Below are 17,473 nucleotides of genomic sequence, written 5' to 3'. Positions count from 1 at the left end.
GCCAACTGTGCGCCCGGATTCCACGGCGTGCAAGTGACGTTGTGATGAAGCGCCGGGCGCGCTACATCTGGCCCATGACCGACGCAGCAAAACCGCGCATCACGATCACCTATTGCACCGGCTGCAACTGGCTCTTGCGGGCCGGCTGGATGGCGCAGGAGCTGCTGCAGACCTTCGGGCAGGACCTCTCCGAGGTCGCGCTGATCCCCGGTTACGGCGGCATCTATGAAATCCGGCTGGATGGCGAGCTGTTGTGGGAGCGCAAGCGCGACGGCGGCTTTCCCGAGCCGAAGGAGATCAAGCGCCGGATCCGGGACCACATCGAGCCGGGGCGCGACCTTGGCCACATCGACCGCGAGGCAAAATGAAGACCCTTCTTTCAATCGGTCACGGCTATTCGGCGCGCGCACTTGCGCGGGTTCTCATTCCGCAGGGCTGGCGCGTGATCGGCACGGTGCGCAGCGCCGACAAGGCCGAGGAGATCCGCGCCGAGGGTGTCGAGCCGCTGATCTGGCCGGGCGAAGACCTGCCCTTCGATCAGGCGACGCATCTCTTGACCTCGGTCGCGCCGAATGAGGCGGGCGACCCGGTGCTGGCCGCGCTGGGGGATCAGATCGCGGCGGCGAAACATCTGGAATGGGTGGGCTACCTGTCGACCGTTGGGGTTTACGGCGATCATCAGGGCGGCTGGGTCGATGAAGACACGCCGCTGACGCCCGCGACCAAGCGCGGTCGAGCCCGCGTCGAGGCCGAGGCTGCCTGGACCGATCTGTGCCGCGCCGCAGGCCTGCCGCTGCATATCTTTCGCTTGGCCGGTATCTATGGCCCCGGCCGCGGACCGTTTGAAAAGGTGCGTCAGGGCACTGCGCGCCGGATCATCAAGGAAGGTCAGGTGTTTTCGCGGATCCATGTCGAGGATATCGCGCAGGTGCTGGCCGCCTCGATCGCGCAGCCCAATCCGGGCCGGATCTATAACGTCTGCGACAATGACCCGGCGCCGCCGCAGGATGTGATCGCCCATGCCGCTGAACTGCTGGGCCTGCCGGTGCCGCCCGATATCCCCTATGACGAGGCCAGCTTCACCCCGATGGCACGTAGCTTCTATGCCGAATCGAAGCGGGTGCGGAACGATCGGCTGAAGGACGAACTGGGCGTGACGCTGCTCTATCCCGACTATCGCTCGGGGCTGGCGGCGATCCTTGAAACGGATGGCTGATCAGGCGGCGGCGGTCTGCGCAGGACGTTCGCGCACCGGCAGGTGCACGATGGCCGAGAACGCGCCGACGCCCACGCCGACCCACCAGACGATCGTGTAATCGCCGTAGATGTCGTAGAGCTTGCCGCCCAGCCAGACGCCAAGGAAGGCGCCGAGTTGGTGGCTGAAGAACACGAAGCCATACAGCGTGCCCATGTAGCGCAGCCCGTAGAGATAGGCGACGAGCCCCGAAGTCAGCGGCACTGTCGCCAGCCACAACGCGCCCATCACCAGCGAGAACACCAGCACGCTGGCCGGCGTGATCGGCATCAGGATGAACACCGCTGCTGCGATGGTGCGGCCAAGGTAGATGCCCGCGAGCAGGTATTTCTTGGACCAGCGCTTGCCCGCCCAGCCCGCGTAGATCGTGCCCACGATATTCGCCAGCCCGATCAGTGAGATCGACAGCGCACCAAGCGCCGAGGTGGTCTCGATCCCGAGCCCCGCCAGCATTGAGCCGGGCGGCACCGCGCCGCACATCTCGGTAATCATCGCGGGGAAATGCGCGGTGATGAAGGCGAGCTGATAGCCGCAGCTGAAGAAGCCGAGGAAAATCAGCGTGTAGGACGGGTCCTTGAAGGCGCGGCGCAGCACCGTGCCCATCGATTCTTCCAGTTCGGCGCGGCTCGCCATCGGCGCTCCGCTGCGCAGCATCGGCAGTGCGAAGAGGCTGGCGAGGATCACCACGGCAAAGATCAGGAACACCGTCTGCCACGGAAAGGAGCCCAGCAGGATCTCGGCCATCGGCGCGCCAAAGACCTGCCCGGCCGAGCCCGCCGCCGTGGCTATGCCAAGCGCGAGCGAGCGGTTCTCATCCGAGGCGGCGCGGCCGACGACGGCGAGGATCACGCCAAAACCCGTACCCGCGATGCCGAAACCCACCAGAATTTCGAGAAATTGATGCGCGAGCGGCGAGACCGAATAGGCCGAGAGCACCAGACCTGCCGCATACATCAGGGCCCCCGCGATGATCGCGCGGCGGTCTCCGAAACGCTCGGCGAGCGCGCCGAAGATCGGCTGGCCGATGCCCCAGGCGAGGTTCTGGATTGCGATGGCCAGCGAGAATTCCGCCCGGGGCCAGCCGAATTCCTCGGCGATCGGGATCTGGAACACGCCAAAGCTCGCGCGCACGGCGAAGCTCAGCATCAGGATGATCGCACCCCCGATCAGGACGGGGGTAAACAGGCGTGATTGCGGCATGTGGCTCTCCCTAGGTGGGACAGTCTGACGCAGGGGTCGGGCCCGGTCCATTCCGAAGTTGTGTTGGAGACAAAGAGGGGCGCTGCCCCCGTCCGCGTGCCGCGGCCTCCCCCGGAGTATTTCGGGCTCAGCGAAGGGAGAGGGCGCGCGCGGCGGCGCGACCGGCGTGGCGGCCGGTGGCGAAACAGGCCGTGAGCAGGTAGCCGCCGGTCGGGGCCTCCCAGTCCAGCATCTCGCCGCAGGCGAAGGTGGCGGGCAGGGCACGCAGTTCGAGCGTGTCGTGGAGCGCCTCGGCGCGGATGCCGCCCGCGCTGGAGATTGCCTCTGTCAGGGGGCGGGGGCCTGCGTGGCGCACAGGCAGGGATTTGAGGTGCGCGGCAAGTGCCTCGGGCGTTGCGGGCAGTGGGCGGCCCCATTCGTTCAGGAGCGCGATCTTGGCCGGGTCGAGGCGCAGCGCGCGTTTGAGCCGGTTCGGCAGGCTGGTTTTGGCGGGCTGGCGGGCGAGGCGGTGGGTTACCTCGGACAGGTCGAGATCGGGGCAGAGATCGAGCGACAGCGGGCTGCCTTCGCGTAACTCGGCGGCGATGGCGTAGATGCCGCCGCCTTCGAGCCCACGCCGCGAGATCACGAATTCACCGCGCGAGCGGCCGGTTTCGGTGATCAGTGCCGCGCCTTTGATGGCCTGTCCGAATTGCGGCGCCATATGCGCGGACCAGTCGACCAGAAGCCCCATGTTGGCAGGTTTGAATGGGGCGATGCCGACGCCCTTTGCAGCCAGCCACGGCACCCATGCCGCGTCCGACCCAAGCCGGGGCCAGCTGGCGCCGCCCAATGCCAGCACGGTCACACGCGGGCGTTCGAGGTGGGGGCCATCGGGCGTCTCAAAGCGTAGCGCGTCGCCTTCGAACCCGGTCCAGCGCCAGCGCGTGCGGATCTCGACGCCAAGATCCGCGAGCCGCGCCCCCCAGGCCCGCAGCATCGGCGAGGCTTTCATCACGCGCGGGAATACGCGTCCGGTGGAGCCGGTGAAGAGATCTTGCCCGAGGCCTTGGGCAAACTCCTGCACGGCGTCGGGGCCGAACTCCGCCACGATCGGGCGAATCCAGTCGGGGTGGTAATGGGTGAGGAAGGCGGGAAGCGGCTCGGCGCGCGTCAGGTTCAACCCCGATTTCCCGGCCATCAGGAACTTGCGCGCAAGGGTCGGTTTTGCCTCGGCAACAACGACCTTCGCACCGGCGCGGGCAAGCTCTTCGGCAGCCATCAGCCCGGCGGGGCCGCCGCCGATCACCAGCGCCTCGGTCATCGCCGCGCCATCATCGCGAGCCGCATCAGCGCGCGCTCCATCACCGCCATCTGCGGCGCGCGACTTGACGAGCGCAGCACGAGGTCGGTTTCGACCAGGAGTTTCAGCGCCTCTTCGAGCCGGAACATGCCCCAGCCGCTGGCCTGACGCTGCATCCGGTCACGGCGCGGGCCGAAGACGGGCGGGCGGACGCGTGCGATGCCAGCGCCCGGGCCGCCCGGGTCCGAGGCGGCGGCGTGCAGCGTGCGGAAATGGCGGGTCGCCTGGATCGAGAGCGCGACGGGCTGCACGCCCTGCCCCTCGATCCGGCGCATCATCGGGCCCAGTTCGGCCGCGCGCCCCTCGGCCACGATATTGAGCACGTCATCCACCTCGGCCTCGATCGACGAGGGCGCGCAGGCGGCCACGTCTTCGGGCATCAGCGGGGTTGGGTCGCCGAACTTGTAGAGCGAGATCTTTTCCACCGTCTGGCGGAAATCGCCGGGATCGAGCGCCTTCGACAGGCTCATCAGGTCGTTCATCGCGGGCTGCGCGATTTCCTTCAGCCCGGCCTTGCGCAGCGTGTCCTCGACCTCTTCGCGCGAGGGCGGATCGTCGTAGATACCAATGGCATAGGCGTTGCGATGCCCCTCGAAGAGCTTGCGCAGTTTCGATTTCGTGGTGAGCTGCCCGGCAGTGACGACGATCTGCGCATCGCCCTCGCGCCAGTCCGAGAGCGCGGCGGAGACGGTATCGGCGAGCGTGTCGGTCGCGTCCTCGACAAAGGCCACGCGCGGGCCGGGAAAGAACCCAACCGCCTTGACCGCATCCAGCAGAGCCGCGCCATCCTTGCGCAGATCGCCCGCCGGAATGCGCGTGAGCCGCATCTCTTCCTCGCCCTGCGTGCCGATCAGCGCGGCGATCACCTCCTGGCGGCGCAGCGCCACGCGCATCGCATCGGCCCCGAAGATCAGAAGCCCGGTGCGGTCGGGTTCGGGTTTGGCGAAATAGCGTGTTGCCGCGACGCCCGCGAGCTTCATTGCGGCAGGCTGCCCGATTGCGCCAGCAACCGGGTCACGATCTGGTCGGCAAGGATGCGCATCAGGCGGCGATGGGCATCCTCTTCGGCGGCCTGCGTCGATACCACCGAGCCGGTCGCCGACCAAGAGGTGAACGAGCGTACCTCGCCCGTGGTCAGCACGGCGTCGGTCGCGAAATCATGCAGCACGTAGCGCGCCGTGCCCGACAGCGAATAGCGCGTGGTGGCGTTGGTGGGCGTGATCGCCTGACCGTTCACATCGGTCTCGATCTCATAGGCGAGCCGGTAGCGCGGCGCATCCGCCGGGCCGAGCCGTTCCGAGAGTCGGCGCACCAGCGCGAAATCGTCGCGCGATTCGGGCGCGTCGGGGCGCACGCCCGACAACAGGCCCGCGCCGCCGCCCTGCGGCCCGTAGGCCGGCTGAAACCCGCAGCCGGCCAGCAGGCCAAGGCCCGCGAGTTTCAGGAAATGGCGTCGATCAGATGACCACATTGACGATCCGCCCCGGCACGACGATCAGCTTCTTGGGCTGGCCACCGGCCAGCGCCTTGACCACAGCTTCGTCTGCCAGAACCAGTTTTTCAACCTCGTCCTTGGGCATATCCTTCGGCACGGTGATTTCGCCGCGCTTCTTGCCGTTGATCTGGATCGGCAGCATCACCGTATCTTCGACCAAAAGCGCCGGATCGGCCTTGGGCCAGGGCGCCTGCACGACGAACCCTTCGCCGCCCAGCAGCCGCCAGACATCTTCGGCCAGGTGCGGCACCATCGGCCCCATCAGCTGCGCCATCAGCTTCATCGCCACGCGCTTCGCCTCGGCGCCCGCCTTCGATTTCGACAGCGTGTTGGTCAGCTCGTAGAGCTTCGCCACCGCCTTGTTGAAGGCGAACCCGTCGATCGAGCGCGTCACCTCGTCGATCGCCTTGTGCGCGGCCTTGATCAGCGCGTCATCCTCGGCCGGATTGGCGGGTGCATCGGCCTCGGCGATCTCGGTGGCGATCCGCCAGACCCGCGCGAGGTGCTTGTTCGCGGCCTCGGCGCCAGCGGCGGTCCATTCCACGTCGCGCTCGGGCGGGCTGTCGGACATCACGAACCAGCGCGCGGTATCGGCGCCGAAATCGGCGATGATATTCATCGGATCGACGACGTTCTTCTTGGATTTCGACATTTTGGCCGAGGGGATGATCTCGACAGTCTCGCCGGTGGCCTTGACCTTGCCGTCCTCGATATCCTCGGGCAGGTGATAGACCGGTCGGCCATTGGCATCGCGCGTCATGTAGATTTCATGCGTCACCATGCCCTGCGTGAACAGCGCGTTGAAGGGCTCCACGGCTTTCGGCGGCAGGTGGCCGGTTTTCGCCATCGCCCGCGCGAAGAAGCGCGAATAGAGCAGGTGCAGAATCGCATGCTCGATGCCGCCGATATACTGGTCGACATTCATCCAGTAGTCGACCTCTTCGGCCACGGTCGGCGTTTCGGCGCGCGGGCTGGTGAAGCGCGCGTAATACCACGAGCTGTCCACGAAGGTGTCCATCGTGTCGGTTTCGCGCTTGGCGGGGGCGCCGCAGCTCGGGCAGGTGCAGTCGCGCCAAGTGGGGTGGCGGTCCAGCGGGTTGCCGGGCTTGTCGAAGCTCACGTCATCGGGCAGGCGGACGGGCAGGTTTTCCTTGCGCTCGGGCACCACGCCGCACGCCGCGCAATGCACCACCGGAATCGGGCAACCCCAGTAACGCTGGCGCGAAAGCCCCCAGTCGCGCAGGCGGTATTTGGTGACGCCCTGGCCGAAGCCGCGCGATTCGCACTCCGTGATGGCCGCGGCCACGCCCTCTTCGCCGGTTTGCACCTCGCCACCGGCGAAGCCCTTGACGTAGCGCACCTTCTCGGACTTGAGCGGCACGAATTCAGCGGCCGGATAGTCGCCTTCGAGCGGCTCGAAGACCGGGGTAATCGGCAGCGCGTATTTGGTCGCGAACTCGAAGTCGCGCGCGTCATGCGCCGGGCAGCCGAAAATCGCGCCGGTGCCGTAATCCATCAGGATGAAGTTGGCGATATAGACCGGCAACTCCCAGTTCGGGTCGAGCGGATGCTTCACGCGGATGCCGGTATCGAGGCCCAGCTTCTCGGCGGTTTCAATCGCCTCTTCGGTGGTGCCGCCCTTGCGGCAGTCTGCGACAAACGCGGCAATCTCGGGGTTCGCCGCCTCAAGCGCCTTGGCCAGCGGGTGATCGGGCGAGATGCCGGCGAAACTTGCGCCCATCAGCGTGTCGGGGCGGGTGGTGTAGACCTCGAGCGTATCGAAGCCCTCGGGCGCACCCACCAGATCAAAGGCAAATTGCAGACCGCGCGACTGGCCGATCCAGTTCGCCTGCATCAGCCGCACCTTTTCGGGCCAGTCCTTGAGGCCGTCCAGCGCCTCCAGCAGCTCACCGGCATAATCCGAGATCTTGAAGAACCACTGCGTCAGTTCCTTGCGCTCGACCAGCGCGCCCGAGCGCCAGCCGCGCCCGTCGATCACCTGCTCGTTTGCCAGCACGGTCATGTCGACCGGGTCCCAGTTCACCACCGCGTTCTTGCGATACACCAGCCCGGCGTCGAGCATGTCGATGAACATCGCTTGTTGCTGGCCGTAATATTCCGGGTCGCAGGTGGCGAACTCGCGCGTCCAGTCCAGCGAGAAACCCAAGGGCCGCATCTGCGCCTTCATGTCGGCGATGTTGCCGTAGGTCCATTCCTTCGGATGGCCGCCCTTTTCCATCGCCGCGTTTTCCGCCGGCATGCCAAAGGCGTCCCAACCCATCGGATGCAGCACCGAAAACCCGCAGCTCATCTTGTAGCGCGCGACCACGTCGCCCATCGTGTAGTTGCGCACATGGCCCATGTGGATGCGCCCCGACGGATAGGGGAACATCTCGAGCACGTAATATTTTTCACGCGCGGGGTCTCGCTTAGCGGTGAACACCCCCGCCTCGTCCCAGGCGGCCTGCCATTTCGGTTCGGTCTCGGAAGGAGCGTAGCGCGACATCTTTGCCCTCATGCGGAAAAACTGCGCCCGCTTGCTACACTGGCAACGCCTGTCTGGTCCAGACCATCCCCTTCGCTTTGCCAATAAATATCCCCGCCGGAGGCAGGCTCGGGCGGGGATGCAGACTGTCTTTGCGCTGGAGCGCGGTACTTACAGCTTCGAATCGCGCACGCGCAGCTGGCGCGCGCGGGTCAGGATCGCGTCTTCCACGGCGCGCTGGGTTGCGGCCGGCACCGGGCCGCCCTTGCTTTCCAGCGCCACCTTGAGCGCGCGCGCATCGAGCGCCGGGTCGGTGATATAGACCGTGGCCTTATAGGCACGACCACCGCCGGGCGGAGTGCCATAACCCGTCACGATCACGCCCGAGAACGGATCTACCGACTGGATCGGCAGGAAATTCAGAACTTCCAGCGAGGCCTGCCACAGGTAGCGGTTCACCTCGAGCTGGATATTCGGGTCATCGGCATTCGAAAACAGATCCCAGATCGCGTCCTGATCGTCCTCGGTTTTCTTGACGGCAACCTGCTCTTCGTCGCCGTTGGCGTTGGAAAACCCGCCCCAGCTAAAGAAGTTGCCGCTCGACATCCCGCCGCAGCCTGCGACCGCCAGCACAAGGGCAAATCCCGCTCCGGTCCGCAGAATCGCTTGCATGTTCATTCCGGCTGCCCCCCGTCTGGCACTGATATGCAGTTGTCCCAATTGCCCTGTTCCTAGCTCATGCCCCCCGCAGCGACAAGGTTTTTAACGCGCGCGCGTCAGGGGCTTGGCGCCGGATTTACGGATGGCGCGAACCTACTGTGGCAAGACTGCACCATGCGCGCCCCCATTCACCCGCCTCGGACCGTTTCGTTTGCAATGAGGGGCTTCCAGAGTGAAAAGAGCACCATACCCGGTTCGGATTCCCCGAATTTGGGGGTTACTCTTGAGACAATGAGGGAAAACATGAAAAAGGTTCTCTTCGCGACGACCGCTCTGGTCTTCTCGGCTGGCATCGCCGCTGCCGAAGTCACCATCTCGGGCTCGGCCAACGCCGGCTTCAAATACTCGGAAAACGCCACCGGCATCACCGCGTTCTCGGGTGAGAAAACCACCGGCTGGTACGAAATCGACATGGACGTCATCGGCACCACCGAGACCGACTCGGGCCTGACCTTCGGCGCTCGCATCCAGCTCGACACCGACTACTCGTCGGCCTCGAAAGGCACCGAAGGCCTGAAAGGCAACGTGTTCATCTCGGGCGCCTTCGGCACCTTCTCGGTCGGCACCGGCCTGTTCCCGATGGCTGACGACTCGGGTCTGACCGACATCGGCTTCGACGGCATCGGCGTCGACAACGTTGCTGAAGCTGGCATGTACACCGGTTCGGCCGACGCTCGCTGGGACTACTCGGTTGGCGCTCTGACCCTCGGCGTGTCGCTGAACACCATCAAAGACGATTACGGCATCAAAGTCGGCTACGACTTCGGTCAGTTCGGCGTGCTCGTCGCCTTCGACCACGACGAAGAGCTGACCTCGGTTTCGGTTGATGGTCTCGGCCATGCCATCCCGGCGATGGAGAACGACTCGGCCTCGATCAAGCTGACCGGCAAGTTCGGCGATGTTAAAGGCGAACTGTTCTACGCCTCGAGCGATGTGGTTGATGACTCGTATGGCATCTACGCTGCCTACACCATGGGCGCCCTGACCCTCGAAGCGGCTTACGCCGAAATGAGCGTCGCTGGCCACGGTGATGCGGATGCTTACGGCATCGGCGCCAAGTACGACCTCGGTGGTGCGACCCTCGCCGGTGGTATCGGCCAGAACGTCTACGAAGACACCGTCGCCGACCTCGGCGTTGCGTTCAAATTCTAATCCTTCCGGATTGGTTTGATGGGAAGAGCGGGCCTTGTGCCCGCTCTTTTCATTTGGGGCACTGTTACATTCATGTCGCAGTTGCAGCAAAATGCCGTCTGCCGTTCTTTCCGCCATTGTTGACGTGCCCGTTATTTGGAAACTTTAAGGGGCAGGTGCAGACTCTCCCCGGTCTGCCGATCTCAATGAGGTAAGATATGAAAAAGGTTCTCTTCGCGACGACCGCTCTGGTGTTCTCGGCTGGCATCGCCGCCGCTGAAGTCACCGTTTCGGGCTCGGCCAACGCCGGCTTCAAATACAACGAGGGCGACCTCGACTACGCTGGCAAGAAAGCTGCCGGCTGGTACGAAATCGACATGGATGTCACCGGCACCACCGAGACCGATTCGGGCCTCACCTTCGGTGCGACCGTCGAACTCGACTCCGACTATGCTTCGGCCGTTGATGGCACCGAAGGCCTGACCGGCAGCGTGTTCGTTTCGGGCGCCTTCGGCACCTTCACCATCGGTTCGGTTGACCCGATGGCTGACGATTCGGGCATCTCGGACATCGGCTTCGACGGCATCGGCGTCGACGACGTCGCCGGCAACTCGATCTACACCGGCTCGGCTGACGCCCGCTGGGATTACTCGACCGGCGCCCTGAGCCTCGGCGTCTCGCTGCACACCATCGAAGAAGACTACGGCCTGAGCGTCGGCTACGACTTCGGCATGGCGTCGGTTCTCGTGGCCTATGACCACGACGAGTTCAACGACGACACCGGCAACGAAAACGACTCGGCCTCGATCCTGCTGACCGCGGAAATGTCGGGCATCGAAGGCCAGCTGTTCTTCGCCGACAGCGACGACTACGACCAGTCGTGGGGCGTCTACGCTGCCTACACCACCGGCGCGCTGACCCTCGAAGCCGCTTACGGCGACTACGACGGTGCGGCTGATGCGGCTTACGGCATCGGCGCGAAATACGACCTCGGCGGCGCGACCCTCGCGGGCGGCGTCGGCAAAGTCGACGACATGACTGTCGCCGACCTCGGCGTGTCGTTCTCGTTCTAATCCTTCCGGATTGGTTTGATGGGAAGAGCGGGCTTTGGCCCGCTCTTTTCATTTTCGGGCTGCGGCGTGTAATCTCTGCGAAAACAGGAGGCAGAGATGGGTTTGGCGGAAATCGAGGCGCGCGTTCGGGCGGCCGAGGCTGCGGCGGGGCGGGCGACCGGGTCGGTAAAGCTGATCGCCGTATCCAAGGTGCAGCCAGCCGAGCGGGTCGAGGCGGTTCTGCGCGAAGGCCACCGTCTGTTCGGCGAGAATTACGTGCAGGAGGCCGCGGGCAAATGGCCCGCTTGGCGTGCGGAATTTCCGGGCACCGAGGTGCACATGATCGGCCCCCTGCAGACCAACAAGGCCAAGCTGGCCGTCGAGCTGTTCGAGGCGATCCACACGCTCGACCGGCCTTCGCTGGCGAAGAAGCTGGCGGGTCTGGCGCAGGCGCGGGGCGCCTCGCCCGATCTGTTCGTGCAGGTCAACACCGGGCGCGAGCCGCAAAAGGCGGGGGTCCTGCCCGAGGATCTGGATGCCTTCGTGGGTGAGGCACGGGCGATGGACCTGCCGCTTGTGGGTCTCATGTGTATCCCGCCCGAGGACGAAGATGCCGCCCCGCATTTCACCGCGCTGGCCGGGATGGCCGCGCGCAACGGGCTTCAGGGCCTGTCGATGGGGATGTCCTCGGATTTCGAGGCAGCGATCGCGGCGGGGGCGACCCATGTGCGTGTGGGATCGGCCATTTTCGGCGCGCGGGATTACGCGGCGCGCTAGGCCTTGTCGCGCGCCGGGGGTTTTGCACCCCCGGACCCCCGCAGAGTATTTTTCGCTCGATGAAAGCAGGCGAGGTCGGGGATCAGAAACTCTTGGCCGCGCGTGATGCGGCTGGCCAGCCAGATCAGGTGATCGCGCCGAAAGGCGAGGCAGCCCGCCGTCGGGTAGCCCGCGCGGCGGCGCTGATGCAGGAAGATCGCCGAGCCCTTGCCGGGCGTGGCCTGCGGATAGTTCCAGTCGGTGATCAGAACGATGTCGTAGAGCGGATCTGAGCGGTGCAGGGCTTCATGGCTGGCGGCGAAGGGTGCCTTGACGGGCAGGTTATAGGCCGGGTGTCCCGAGGCGTCGCACCACAGGTCTTGCGGGCCGATCGGCTCGGCCCAGGGTTGCGGCGCGGGCAGCCGGTCGGCGCGATAGAGCATACCAAGGATGCGGTGGCGCCCGATAGGGGTGGCGCCGTCGCCCTCGCGCTTGTCATCCGAAAGCCCGCCGCGGCCGAGTTCCACCGGCAAGCAGCGCCCGAAGGCCCAAAGCCCGCGGGGCGTCAGCCGCATCACAGGATATGCCCCGATTTCGCGGCTTTGGTGGCAAGATAGGCCGCGTTATGGCGGCTGAGCCCGACTTTGAGCGGCACGCGCTCGGTCACCGCGATGCCATTGGCTTCGAGCATCGCGACCTTGGCGGGGTTGTTCGTCAGGAGCCGTACCTGTGAAAAGCCGAGCTTGCGCAGAAGCGCCGCGCCGATGCGGAAATCGCGCTCGTCATCCTCGAAGCCGAGGCGATGGTTGGCCTCGACCGTGTCAAAGCCCTGATCCTGCAGCGAATAGGCGCGCATCTTGTTGGCAAGCCCGATGCCGCGCCCCTCCTGGTTGAGATAGAGCAGGATCCCCGCGCCTTCGTGGCCCATCTGCGTGAGGGCGGCGTCAAGCTGGGGGCCGCAGTCGCATTTCAGGCTGCCCAGCACATCGCCGGTGAAGCAGGCCGAGTGCAGCCGCGCCAGCACAGGCTTGTCGCGCGCAGGCGTACCGATTTCGATGGCGTAATGTTCCTCGCCGCCGTCATCGGGGCGAAAGATATGCAGCCGGCCCTTTTCGGCGGCGCGCATCGGCACGCGCGCGGCGGCGACGGGGGCCATCAGCGCCTCGGCCTCGAGATGTTCGGCGGCCTCGGCGCCAAGCGTCGTGAGTCCCTCGGGCGCGGCGCCCGAAAGCGGCACCAGCAGCGCCGCCGGCAGGAGCTGCGCGGATTTCGCGAGCTTGACGGCAAGCCGCGCCAGCCCGGCATCGCCATCGCGGATCGACTGCAGCGGGCCTTTCATCGGCATGCGCAGGTCATCCGCCGGGTCGGCCAGCGCGCGCAGCCAGGCAAGATCGGTGCCCGGCGGCACGGCGATCCGCGCGACATCGCCATCGTAGACGCGGGCCTTCAGCGTCTCGGCCCGGCGCGCAGTCAGTACCAGCGCGAGCGGCCCAAGCGTGGCCATCGCCGCAAGGCGCTCGGGCGAGAGGGTCTCGACCGCGACGGCAAGGCAGGCATCGCCCAGCACGACAGGCAGGCCCATGCGCAGGTCGGCGCGGGCGCGGTTCAGGCGTTCGGCGGGCGAGGGCCCAAGGGAAAGCGGCGTCATCATCGCCCCAGAGATAGCGAGGGATGAAACAAATTGAAACATATCCCGTCGCCGCGTCACCTCCGCGTGAGAAAGATTTCACGCCCCTTGCCGAATGGCCGCCCCGCGCGCAGCTTTGTGAAAACACGAGAGGAGAGCGAGAGATGGCAGCTCTGAAGAAAATCCTTCTGGTCGATGACGACGAGGACCTGCGCGAGGCGCTGGCCGAGCAACTGGTGGCAACCGACGAATTCGACGTGTTCGAGGCGAGCTCGGGCGCGACCGGTGTGGAGCGCGCGAAAGAGGCGCTGTACGACCTAGTGATCCTGGATGTCGGCCTGCCCGATACTGATGGGCGCGAGCTGTGCAAGAAGCTGCGCAAGCAGGGTGTGAAATGCCCGATCATGATGCTGACCGGCCATGATACCGATGCCGATACGATCCTCGGGCTCGATGCCGGCGCGAATGACTACATCACCAAACCGTTCAAATTCCCGGTGCTGCTGGCCCGGATCCGCGCGCAGCTGCGCACGCATGAACAGTCCGAAGACGCGGTGTTCCAGCTGGGCCCGTATACGTTCAAGCCGGCGATGAAGATGCTGATCGACGAGAAAGAGCGCAAGATCCGCCTGACCGAGAAGGAAACCAATATCCTCAAGTTCCTCTATCGGGCGACCGATGGCGTGGTGCCGCGCGATGTGCTCTTGCACGAGGTCTGGGGCTATAACGCGGGCGTCACCACGCATACGCTGGAGACGCATATCTACCGCCTGCGCCAGAAGATCGAGCCCGATCCCTCGAATGCGCGGCTTCTGGTGACGGAATCGGGTGGCTATCGGCTCGTGGCCTGAGGCGCGCCGGGGGGTTCACACCCCCGGACCCCCGTGGAGTATTTCAAGCTCGATGAAAGAGGCGGCCCTTTGTGGTCGCCTTTTTGCTGCGGGGATCAGACCGTCGGGTAGATGTCTTCTTCGGCCTCTTCGAGGCTGACCCCAAGCGCGTTCAGCCCGTCTTCGAGGTAATCGGCCAGCATCGGGATGCCGAGGAGGTAATCTTCGGTCGGCGCGGTGGCCTCGGCCTTGGCGGTCTCATAGGCTTCCTGAAACTCGCTCGCGTCGAAGGTTTCGCGGCCGATCCACATAACGGCGGTCAGCGCGGCCTGCTCATCCTCGTTCAGCGCCGCAATAAAGGCCCGCAACTCGCGGCCCTGACCCGAGCCGGGGAAATCCGAATCGAACTTGCGGGCGCGGATGATGATATGGGCGATTTTCGACGGGCTGATGGGCAGCATGTTTCCCTCCATTGCCTTCGGAGTTTCGCCCCGTTCTCGGCGCTTCGCAAGCGGTAAAGATCAGGATTTGATCCGAACGATCGGCGTGGGGGCGGTTTCGGGGGCGAGCTCTTCGAAATCGAAATTATCGAGCCGATGGGCACGTTTGCCCGCTTTCTCGGCGGAGATCTTGATCTCTTCGATGTCCTTGGCAGCCTGTGTGAAATGGCGGTCGAGATTGCCCACGCGGGTGCCGAGCCGGTCGACATCGGCGTAAAGCGCAGCCAGTTCCTTGCGGATCGCGCCGGCCTGCTCGCGCATGCGCGCGTCTTTCAGCACCGCGCGCATCGTGTTCAGCGTGGCCATGCAGGTGGTGGGCGAAACGATCCAGACGCGGGCCTCGAAGCCTTCGCGCACCAGTTCGGGGAAATTCGCGTGCAACTCGGCATAGACCGCCTCGGAGGGCAGGAACATCAGCGCGCCATCGGCGGTTTCGCCCTCGAGGATGTATTTCTCGGAGATCGCCTTGATATGGGTGCGCACCGAGGCGCGCATGAAGCGTTGCGCTTCGGTCAGTTCGGCCGGGGTCGCGGCGCGGCGCAGCGCCTCGTAGGCCTCAAGCGGGAATTTGCTGTCGATTACGATCGGCCCGGGCGGATTGGGCAGGTGCACGAGGCAATCGGCGCGCTTCCCGTTCGAGAGCGTCACCTGCATTGCATAGGCATCCGACGGCAGCGCCTTTTGCACGATGTCATGGAGCTGAATCTCGCCGAAGGCGCCGCGCGTCTGCTTATTCGACAGGATATCCTGCAGGCCCAGCACATTGCCCGAAAGCTTCTCGATATTGGCCTGCGCCTTGTCGATCGCCTCCAGCCGCTGCTGCAGATCGCCGAGCGAGCGCGCCGTGCGCGTGGCCGAGCCGTGCAGGCTTTCGTTCAGGGCGCGGTTCACATCGGCCAGCCGCTGCTCCATCAGCGCGAGCACCTTGGTCTGGCTGACGGCCTGCGCTTCGGAGACGTGATGCAGCCCGCCGGTCAGTTGCTGCTGCCCGTCGGACAGGTTTTGCACGCGCTGGCCGAGGAATTGCAGATGCTGCGCCATCGGATCGAGCGCGCGCGTCTGCTGCCCGGCGCGGCGCAGCACGATGAGCATCATCACGAGGATCAGCACCGCAAAGCCGATGCCACCCAGTGCCAGCAGCACCAGCGGGTCGTTCAGGTCGAACTGGGTGGCTCCGATCTGGATCATGTGCGCCCGAACAGCCTTTCGATATCGCTCAGCTTCAGCTCGACATAGGTGGGCCGCCCGTGGTTGCACTGGCCCGAATGCGGCGTCGCCTCCATCTCGCGCAAGAGCGCGTTCATCTCATCTGCGCGCATCCGGCGGCCAGAGCGGATCGAGCCGTGGCAGGCCATGCGGCTCAGCACCGCCTCGACGCGCGATTGCAGGCTCTGGCTGTCGCCAAGGTCGGCCAGTTCGTCGAGGATATCGCGCAGCATGGCGCCCGCGTTGATCTCGCCCAGAATGGCAGGGGTCTCGCGCACGGCGATGGCGCCGCCGAAAGGCTCGATCGCAAGCCCGAACTGCGCGAGCTCTTCGGCATGTTCCAGCAAGAGCGCCGCATCGCCCGAAGACAGGTCAACGATTTCCGGGATCAGCAGCGCCTGCGCCGGAACGCCATTTTCCGCCATTTGGCGCTTCAGCCGTTCATAGACCAGCCGTTCATGCGCGGCATGCTGATCGACGATCACCAGCCCGGTTTCGGTCTGCGCGATTATGTAGTTTTCATGGATCTGCGCGCGCGCGGCCCCCAAGGGGTTCTGCGTCTGCTCGGGCTCTTCTGTCACCGGCTCGGCACGGGCCGAGGGCGCGGCAAAGGGCTCGAACAACGCGGAGCGGTCGGCGAAGCCGGTCTGCGGCAGCGGCGCCTGGGCCGCATAGCTTTGCCGGATCGCGCCGTAGGAGGGGCGATCCATCTGATAGATGCGCGGGGTGTCGGGCGCGGGCTCGGGGCGCATCGCGCCCAGCGTCGCCGTAGCCACCGTGCTCGACGCCCGATGCCCGGCCTCGGCCAGCGCATGGCGAATGGCCGTCACGATCAGCCCGCGCGGAATGCCCGCCTCGCGAAAGCGCACCTCGGCCTTGGCGGGATGCACGTTCACATCGACCCGCTCGGGGTCGCAGGTCAGGAACAGCGCCGCCGCCGGATGCCGGTCGCGCGACAGGAAATCCATATAGGCCGCGCGCAAGGCCCCGATCAGCATCTTGTCGCGCACGGGGCGACCGTTCACGAACAGGAACTGCTCGACCGCGGCGCCGCGCGAATAGGTGGGCAGCGCGGCATAGCCGGTCAGGCGGATGCCCTCGCGTTCGGCGTCGATCGGCACGGCATTCTCGCTGAAGGCGCGCCCCAGCACCCGCCCGAGCCGCGCCGAGAGCGCATCGAACAGCTCACCCTGCTCGGCATCGGCGCGGAAGATCACCCGGCCCTCGCCGCCGCCCGATACATCCGAGAGCGTGAAGCTGACATAGGGTTCGGCCATGGCGAGGCGCTTCATCACATCGGCGATCGCCTGCGCCTCAGCGCGATCGGTGCGCATGAATTTCAGCCGCGCGGGCGTCGCGTAGAACAGGTCGCGCAGCTCGACCAGCGTGCCCCGATTCAGCGCGGCGGGTTTCACCGCCGCCATCGCGCCGCCCGCGACGGTGATCTGCGCCGCGGCGAAGCCTTCGGCGCGCGAGGTGATCGACAGCCGCCCCACCGCGCCCAAACTAGGCAGGGCCTCGCCGCGAAAACCGAAGGTGTGGATGTTCAACAGGTCGGAGCCGTCGATCTTCGAGGTGGCGTGGCGGCTCAGCGCCAGGGGCAGATCCTCGGGGGTCATGCCGCAGCCATCGTCGAGCACACGGATCAAGGTCTTGCCGCCATCGGCATAGGCCACCTCGATCCGCCGGGCGCCGGCATCGAGCGCGTTTTCCACCAGTTCCTTGACCGCCGAGGCAGGGCGCTCGACCACCTCGCCCGCCGCGATACGGTTCGCAGCGGCGTCATCGAGCTGCCGGATCACCGGGCGCTCGGCGCTTATTTTGGGGCCGGGGGCGTTCATCCTACAAGGGATAGCACAGCGCCCCCGGGGCTT

The 17,473-nt window shown here is 65.7% G+C and carries 17 protein-coding genes; 6 read left to right on the top strand and 11 right to left on the bottom strand.

Annotation, left to right across the window (positions count from 1 at the left end; genetic code table 11):
- The first annotated feature begins 44 nt into the window (after positions 1-44).
- Both CLN94_RS09265 and CLN94_RS09260 read left to right on the top strand, forming a co-directional pair.
- Positions 45-368 carry an Rdx family protein gene (locus CLN94_RS09265; protein WP_245845165.1) on the top strand — a complete coding sequence of 108 codons (324 nt, stop codon included), beginning with the start codon at positions 45-47 and terminating at the stop codon, positions 366-368.
- Entirely contained in the window at positions 365-1,216 is an 852-nt protein-coding gene (locus CLN94_RS09260; RefSeq protein WP_096433473.1) for an SDR family oxidoreductase, read from the top strand. The genes CLN94_RS09265 and CLN94_RS09260 overlap by 4 nt, the downstream gene beginning before the upstream one ends.
- Here CLN94_RS09260 and CLN94_RS09255 read toward each other — a convergent pair whose 3' ends face one another.
- The 6 genes from CLN94_RS09255 to CLN94_RS09230 form a co-directional block, all read right to left on the bottom strand.
- Positions 1,217-2,455: an MFS transporter gene (locus CLN94_RS09255; RefSeq protein ID WP_096433471.1), complete on the bottom strand. Its 1,239-nt coding sequence runs from the start codon at positions 2,453-2,455 to the stop codon at positions 1,217-1,219. It abuts the gene before it with no gap.
- A gap of 127 nt (positions 2,456-2,582) precedes the next feature.
- A complete protein-coding gene (locus tag CLN94_RS09250; RefSeq protein WP_096433469.1) occupies positions 2,583-3,758 on the bottom strand; it encodes a TIGR03862 family flavoprotein in 1,176 nt (391 codons plus the stop codon).
- Complete coding sequence (gene holA / locus CLN94_RS09245; protein ID WP_096433467.1) at positions 3,755-4,777, bottom strand: DNA polymerase III subunit delta; 1,023 nt, start codon at positions 4,775-4,777, stop codon at positions 3,755-3,757. The genes CLN94_RS09250 and holA overlap by 4 nt, the downstream gene beginning before the upstream one ends.
- Positions 4,774-5,268: an LPS assembly lipoprotein LptE gene (lptE, locus tag CLN94_RS09240; RefSeq protein WP_096433465.1), complete on the bottom strand. Its 495-nt coding sequence runs from the start codon at positions 5,266-5,268 to the stop codon at positions 4,774-4,776. Before lptE ends, holA begins: the two co-directional genes overlap by 4 nt.
- Complete coding sequence (leuS, locus tag CLN94_RS09235; RefSeq protein WP_096433463.1) at positions 5,255-7,798, bottom strand: leucine--tRNA ligase; 2,544 nt, start codon at positions 7,796-7,798, stop codon at positions 5,255-5,257. The genes lptE and leuS overlap by 14 nt, the downstream gene beginning before the upstream one ends.
- Positions 7,799-7,948: 150 nt before the next feature.
- A complete protein-coding gene (locus tag CLN94_RS09230) occupies positions 7,949-8,455 on the bottom strand; it encodes a DUF3576 domain-containing protein (protein ID WP_096433461.1) in 507 nt (168 codons plus the stop codon).
- A 285-nt stretch (positions 8,456-8,740) separates the two neighbouring features.
- On the opposite strand from CLN94_RS09230, the gene CLN94_RS09225 reads away from it, so the two are divergent.
- The 3 genes from CLN94_RS09225 to CLN94_RS09215 all read left to right on the top strand — a co-directional run bounded on the left by CLN94_RS09225 (position 8,741) and on the right by CLN94_RS09215 (position 11,457).
- A complete protein-coding gene (locus CLN94_RS09225) occupies positions 8,741-9,649 on the top strand; it encodes a porin (protein WP_179300278.1) in 909 nt (302 codons plus the stop codon).
- Positions 9,650-9,846: 197 nt separating this feature from the next.
- Positions 9,847-10,701, top strand: coding sequence for a porin (locus tag CLN94_RS09220; protein WP_096433457.1), 855 nt, complete (start codon positions 9,847-9,849; stop codon positions 10,699-10,701).
- A gap of 96 nt (positions 10,702-10,797) precedes the next feature.
- The gene (locus tag CLN94_RS09215) at positions 10,798-11,457 is read left to right on the top strand and encodes a YggS family pyridoxal phosphate-dependent enzyme (RefSeq protein ID WP_096433455.1); all 660 of its coding nucleotides are present in this window, start codon (positions 10,798-10,800) and stop codon (positions 11,455-11,457) included.
- Here the strand turns inward: CLN94_RS09215 and CLN94_RS09210 are convergent.
- Together CLN94_RS09210 and ribA are read right to left on the bottom strand one after the other, a co-directional pair.
- Positions 11,454-12,011: a L,D-transpeptidase family protein gene (locus tag CLN94_RS09210; protein ID WP_096433453.1), complete on the bottom strand. Its 558-nt coding sequence runs from the start codon at positions 12,009-12,011 to the stop codon at positions 11,454-11,456. The two genes, CLN94_RS09215 and CLN94_RS09210, sit on opposite strands and share 4 nt — an antisense overlap.
- Positions 12,011-13,087, bottom strand: a complete 1,077-nt coding sequence (gene ribA, locus CLN94_RS09205) for a GTP cyclohydrolase II (RefSeq protein WP_096433451.1) — start codon at positions 13,085-13,087, stop codon at positions 12,011-12,013. The genes CLN94_RS09210 and ribA overlap by 1 nt, the downstream gene beginning before the upstream one ends.
- Before the next feature lie 140 nt (positions 13,088-13,227).
- On the opposite strand from ribA, the gene CLN94_RS09200 reads away from it, so the two are divergent.
- On the top strand, positions 13,228-13,914 hold the full coding sequence (locus CLN94_RS09200; protein WP_096433449.1) for a response regulator transcription factor: 687 nt from the start codon (positions 13,228-13,230) through the stop codon (positions 13,912-13,914).
- A gap of 95 nt (positions 13,915-14,009) precedes the next feature.
- Here CLN94_RS09200 and CLN94_RS09195 read toward each other — a convergent pair whose 3' ends face one another.
- Genes CLN94_RS09195 through mutL form a run of 3 tightly spaced genes read right to left on the bottom strand, consistent with a single transcriptional unit; the run spans position 14,010 to position 17,440 of the window.
- On the bottom strand, positions 14,010-14,354 hold the full coding sequence (locus tag CLN94_RS09195; protein WP_096433674.1) for a DUF3775 domain-containing protein: 345 nt from the start codon (positions 14,352-14,354) through the stop codon (positions 14,010-14,012).
- A 60-nt stretch (positions 14,355-14,414) separates the two neighbouring features.
- The gene (locus tag CLN94_RS09190; protein WP_096433447.1) at positions 14,415-15,581 is read right to left on the bottom strand and encodes a DNA recombination protein RmuC; all 1,167 of its coding nucleotides are present in this window, start codon (positions 15,579-15,581) and stop codon (positions 14,415-14,417) included.
- Positions 15,578-17,440 carry a DNA mismatch repair endonuclease MutL gene (gene mutL, locus CLN94_RS09185; protein WP_096433445.1) on the bottom strand — a complete coding sequence of 621 codons (1,863 nt, stop codon included), beginning with the start codon at positions 17,438-17,440 and terminating at the stop codon, positions 15,578-15,580. The genes CLN94_RS09190 and mutL overlap by 4 nt, the downstream gene beginning before the upstream one ends.
- Between the last annotated feature and the right edge of the window lie 33 nt (positions 17,441-17,473).

This window comes from Pseudothioclava arenosa, assembly GCF_002358085.1.
In the GTDB taxonomy this organism is placed as follows: domain Bacteria; phylum Pseudomonadota; class Alphaproteobacteria; order Rhodobacterales; family Rhodobacteraceae; genus Pseudothioclava; species Pseudothioclava arenosa.
The sequence above is the reverse complement of the archived record's forward strand: the minus strand, read 5'-3'. Positions and strand labels throughout refer to the sequence as shown.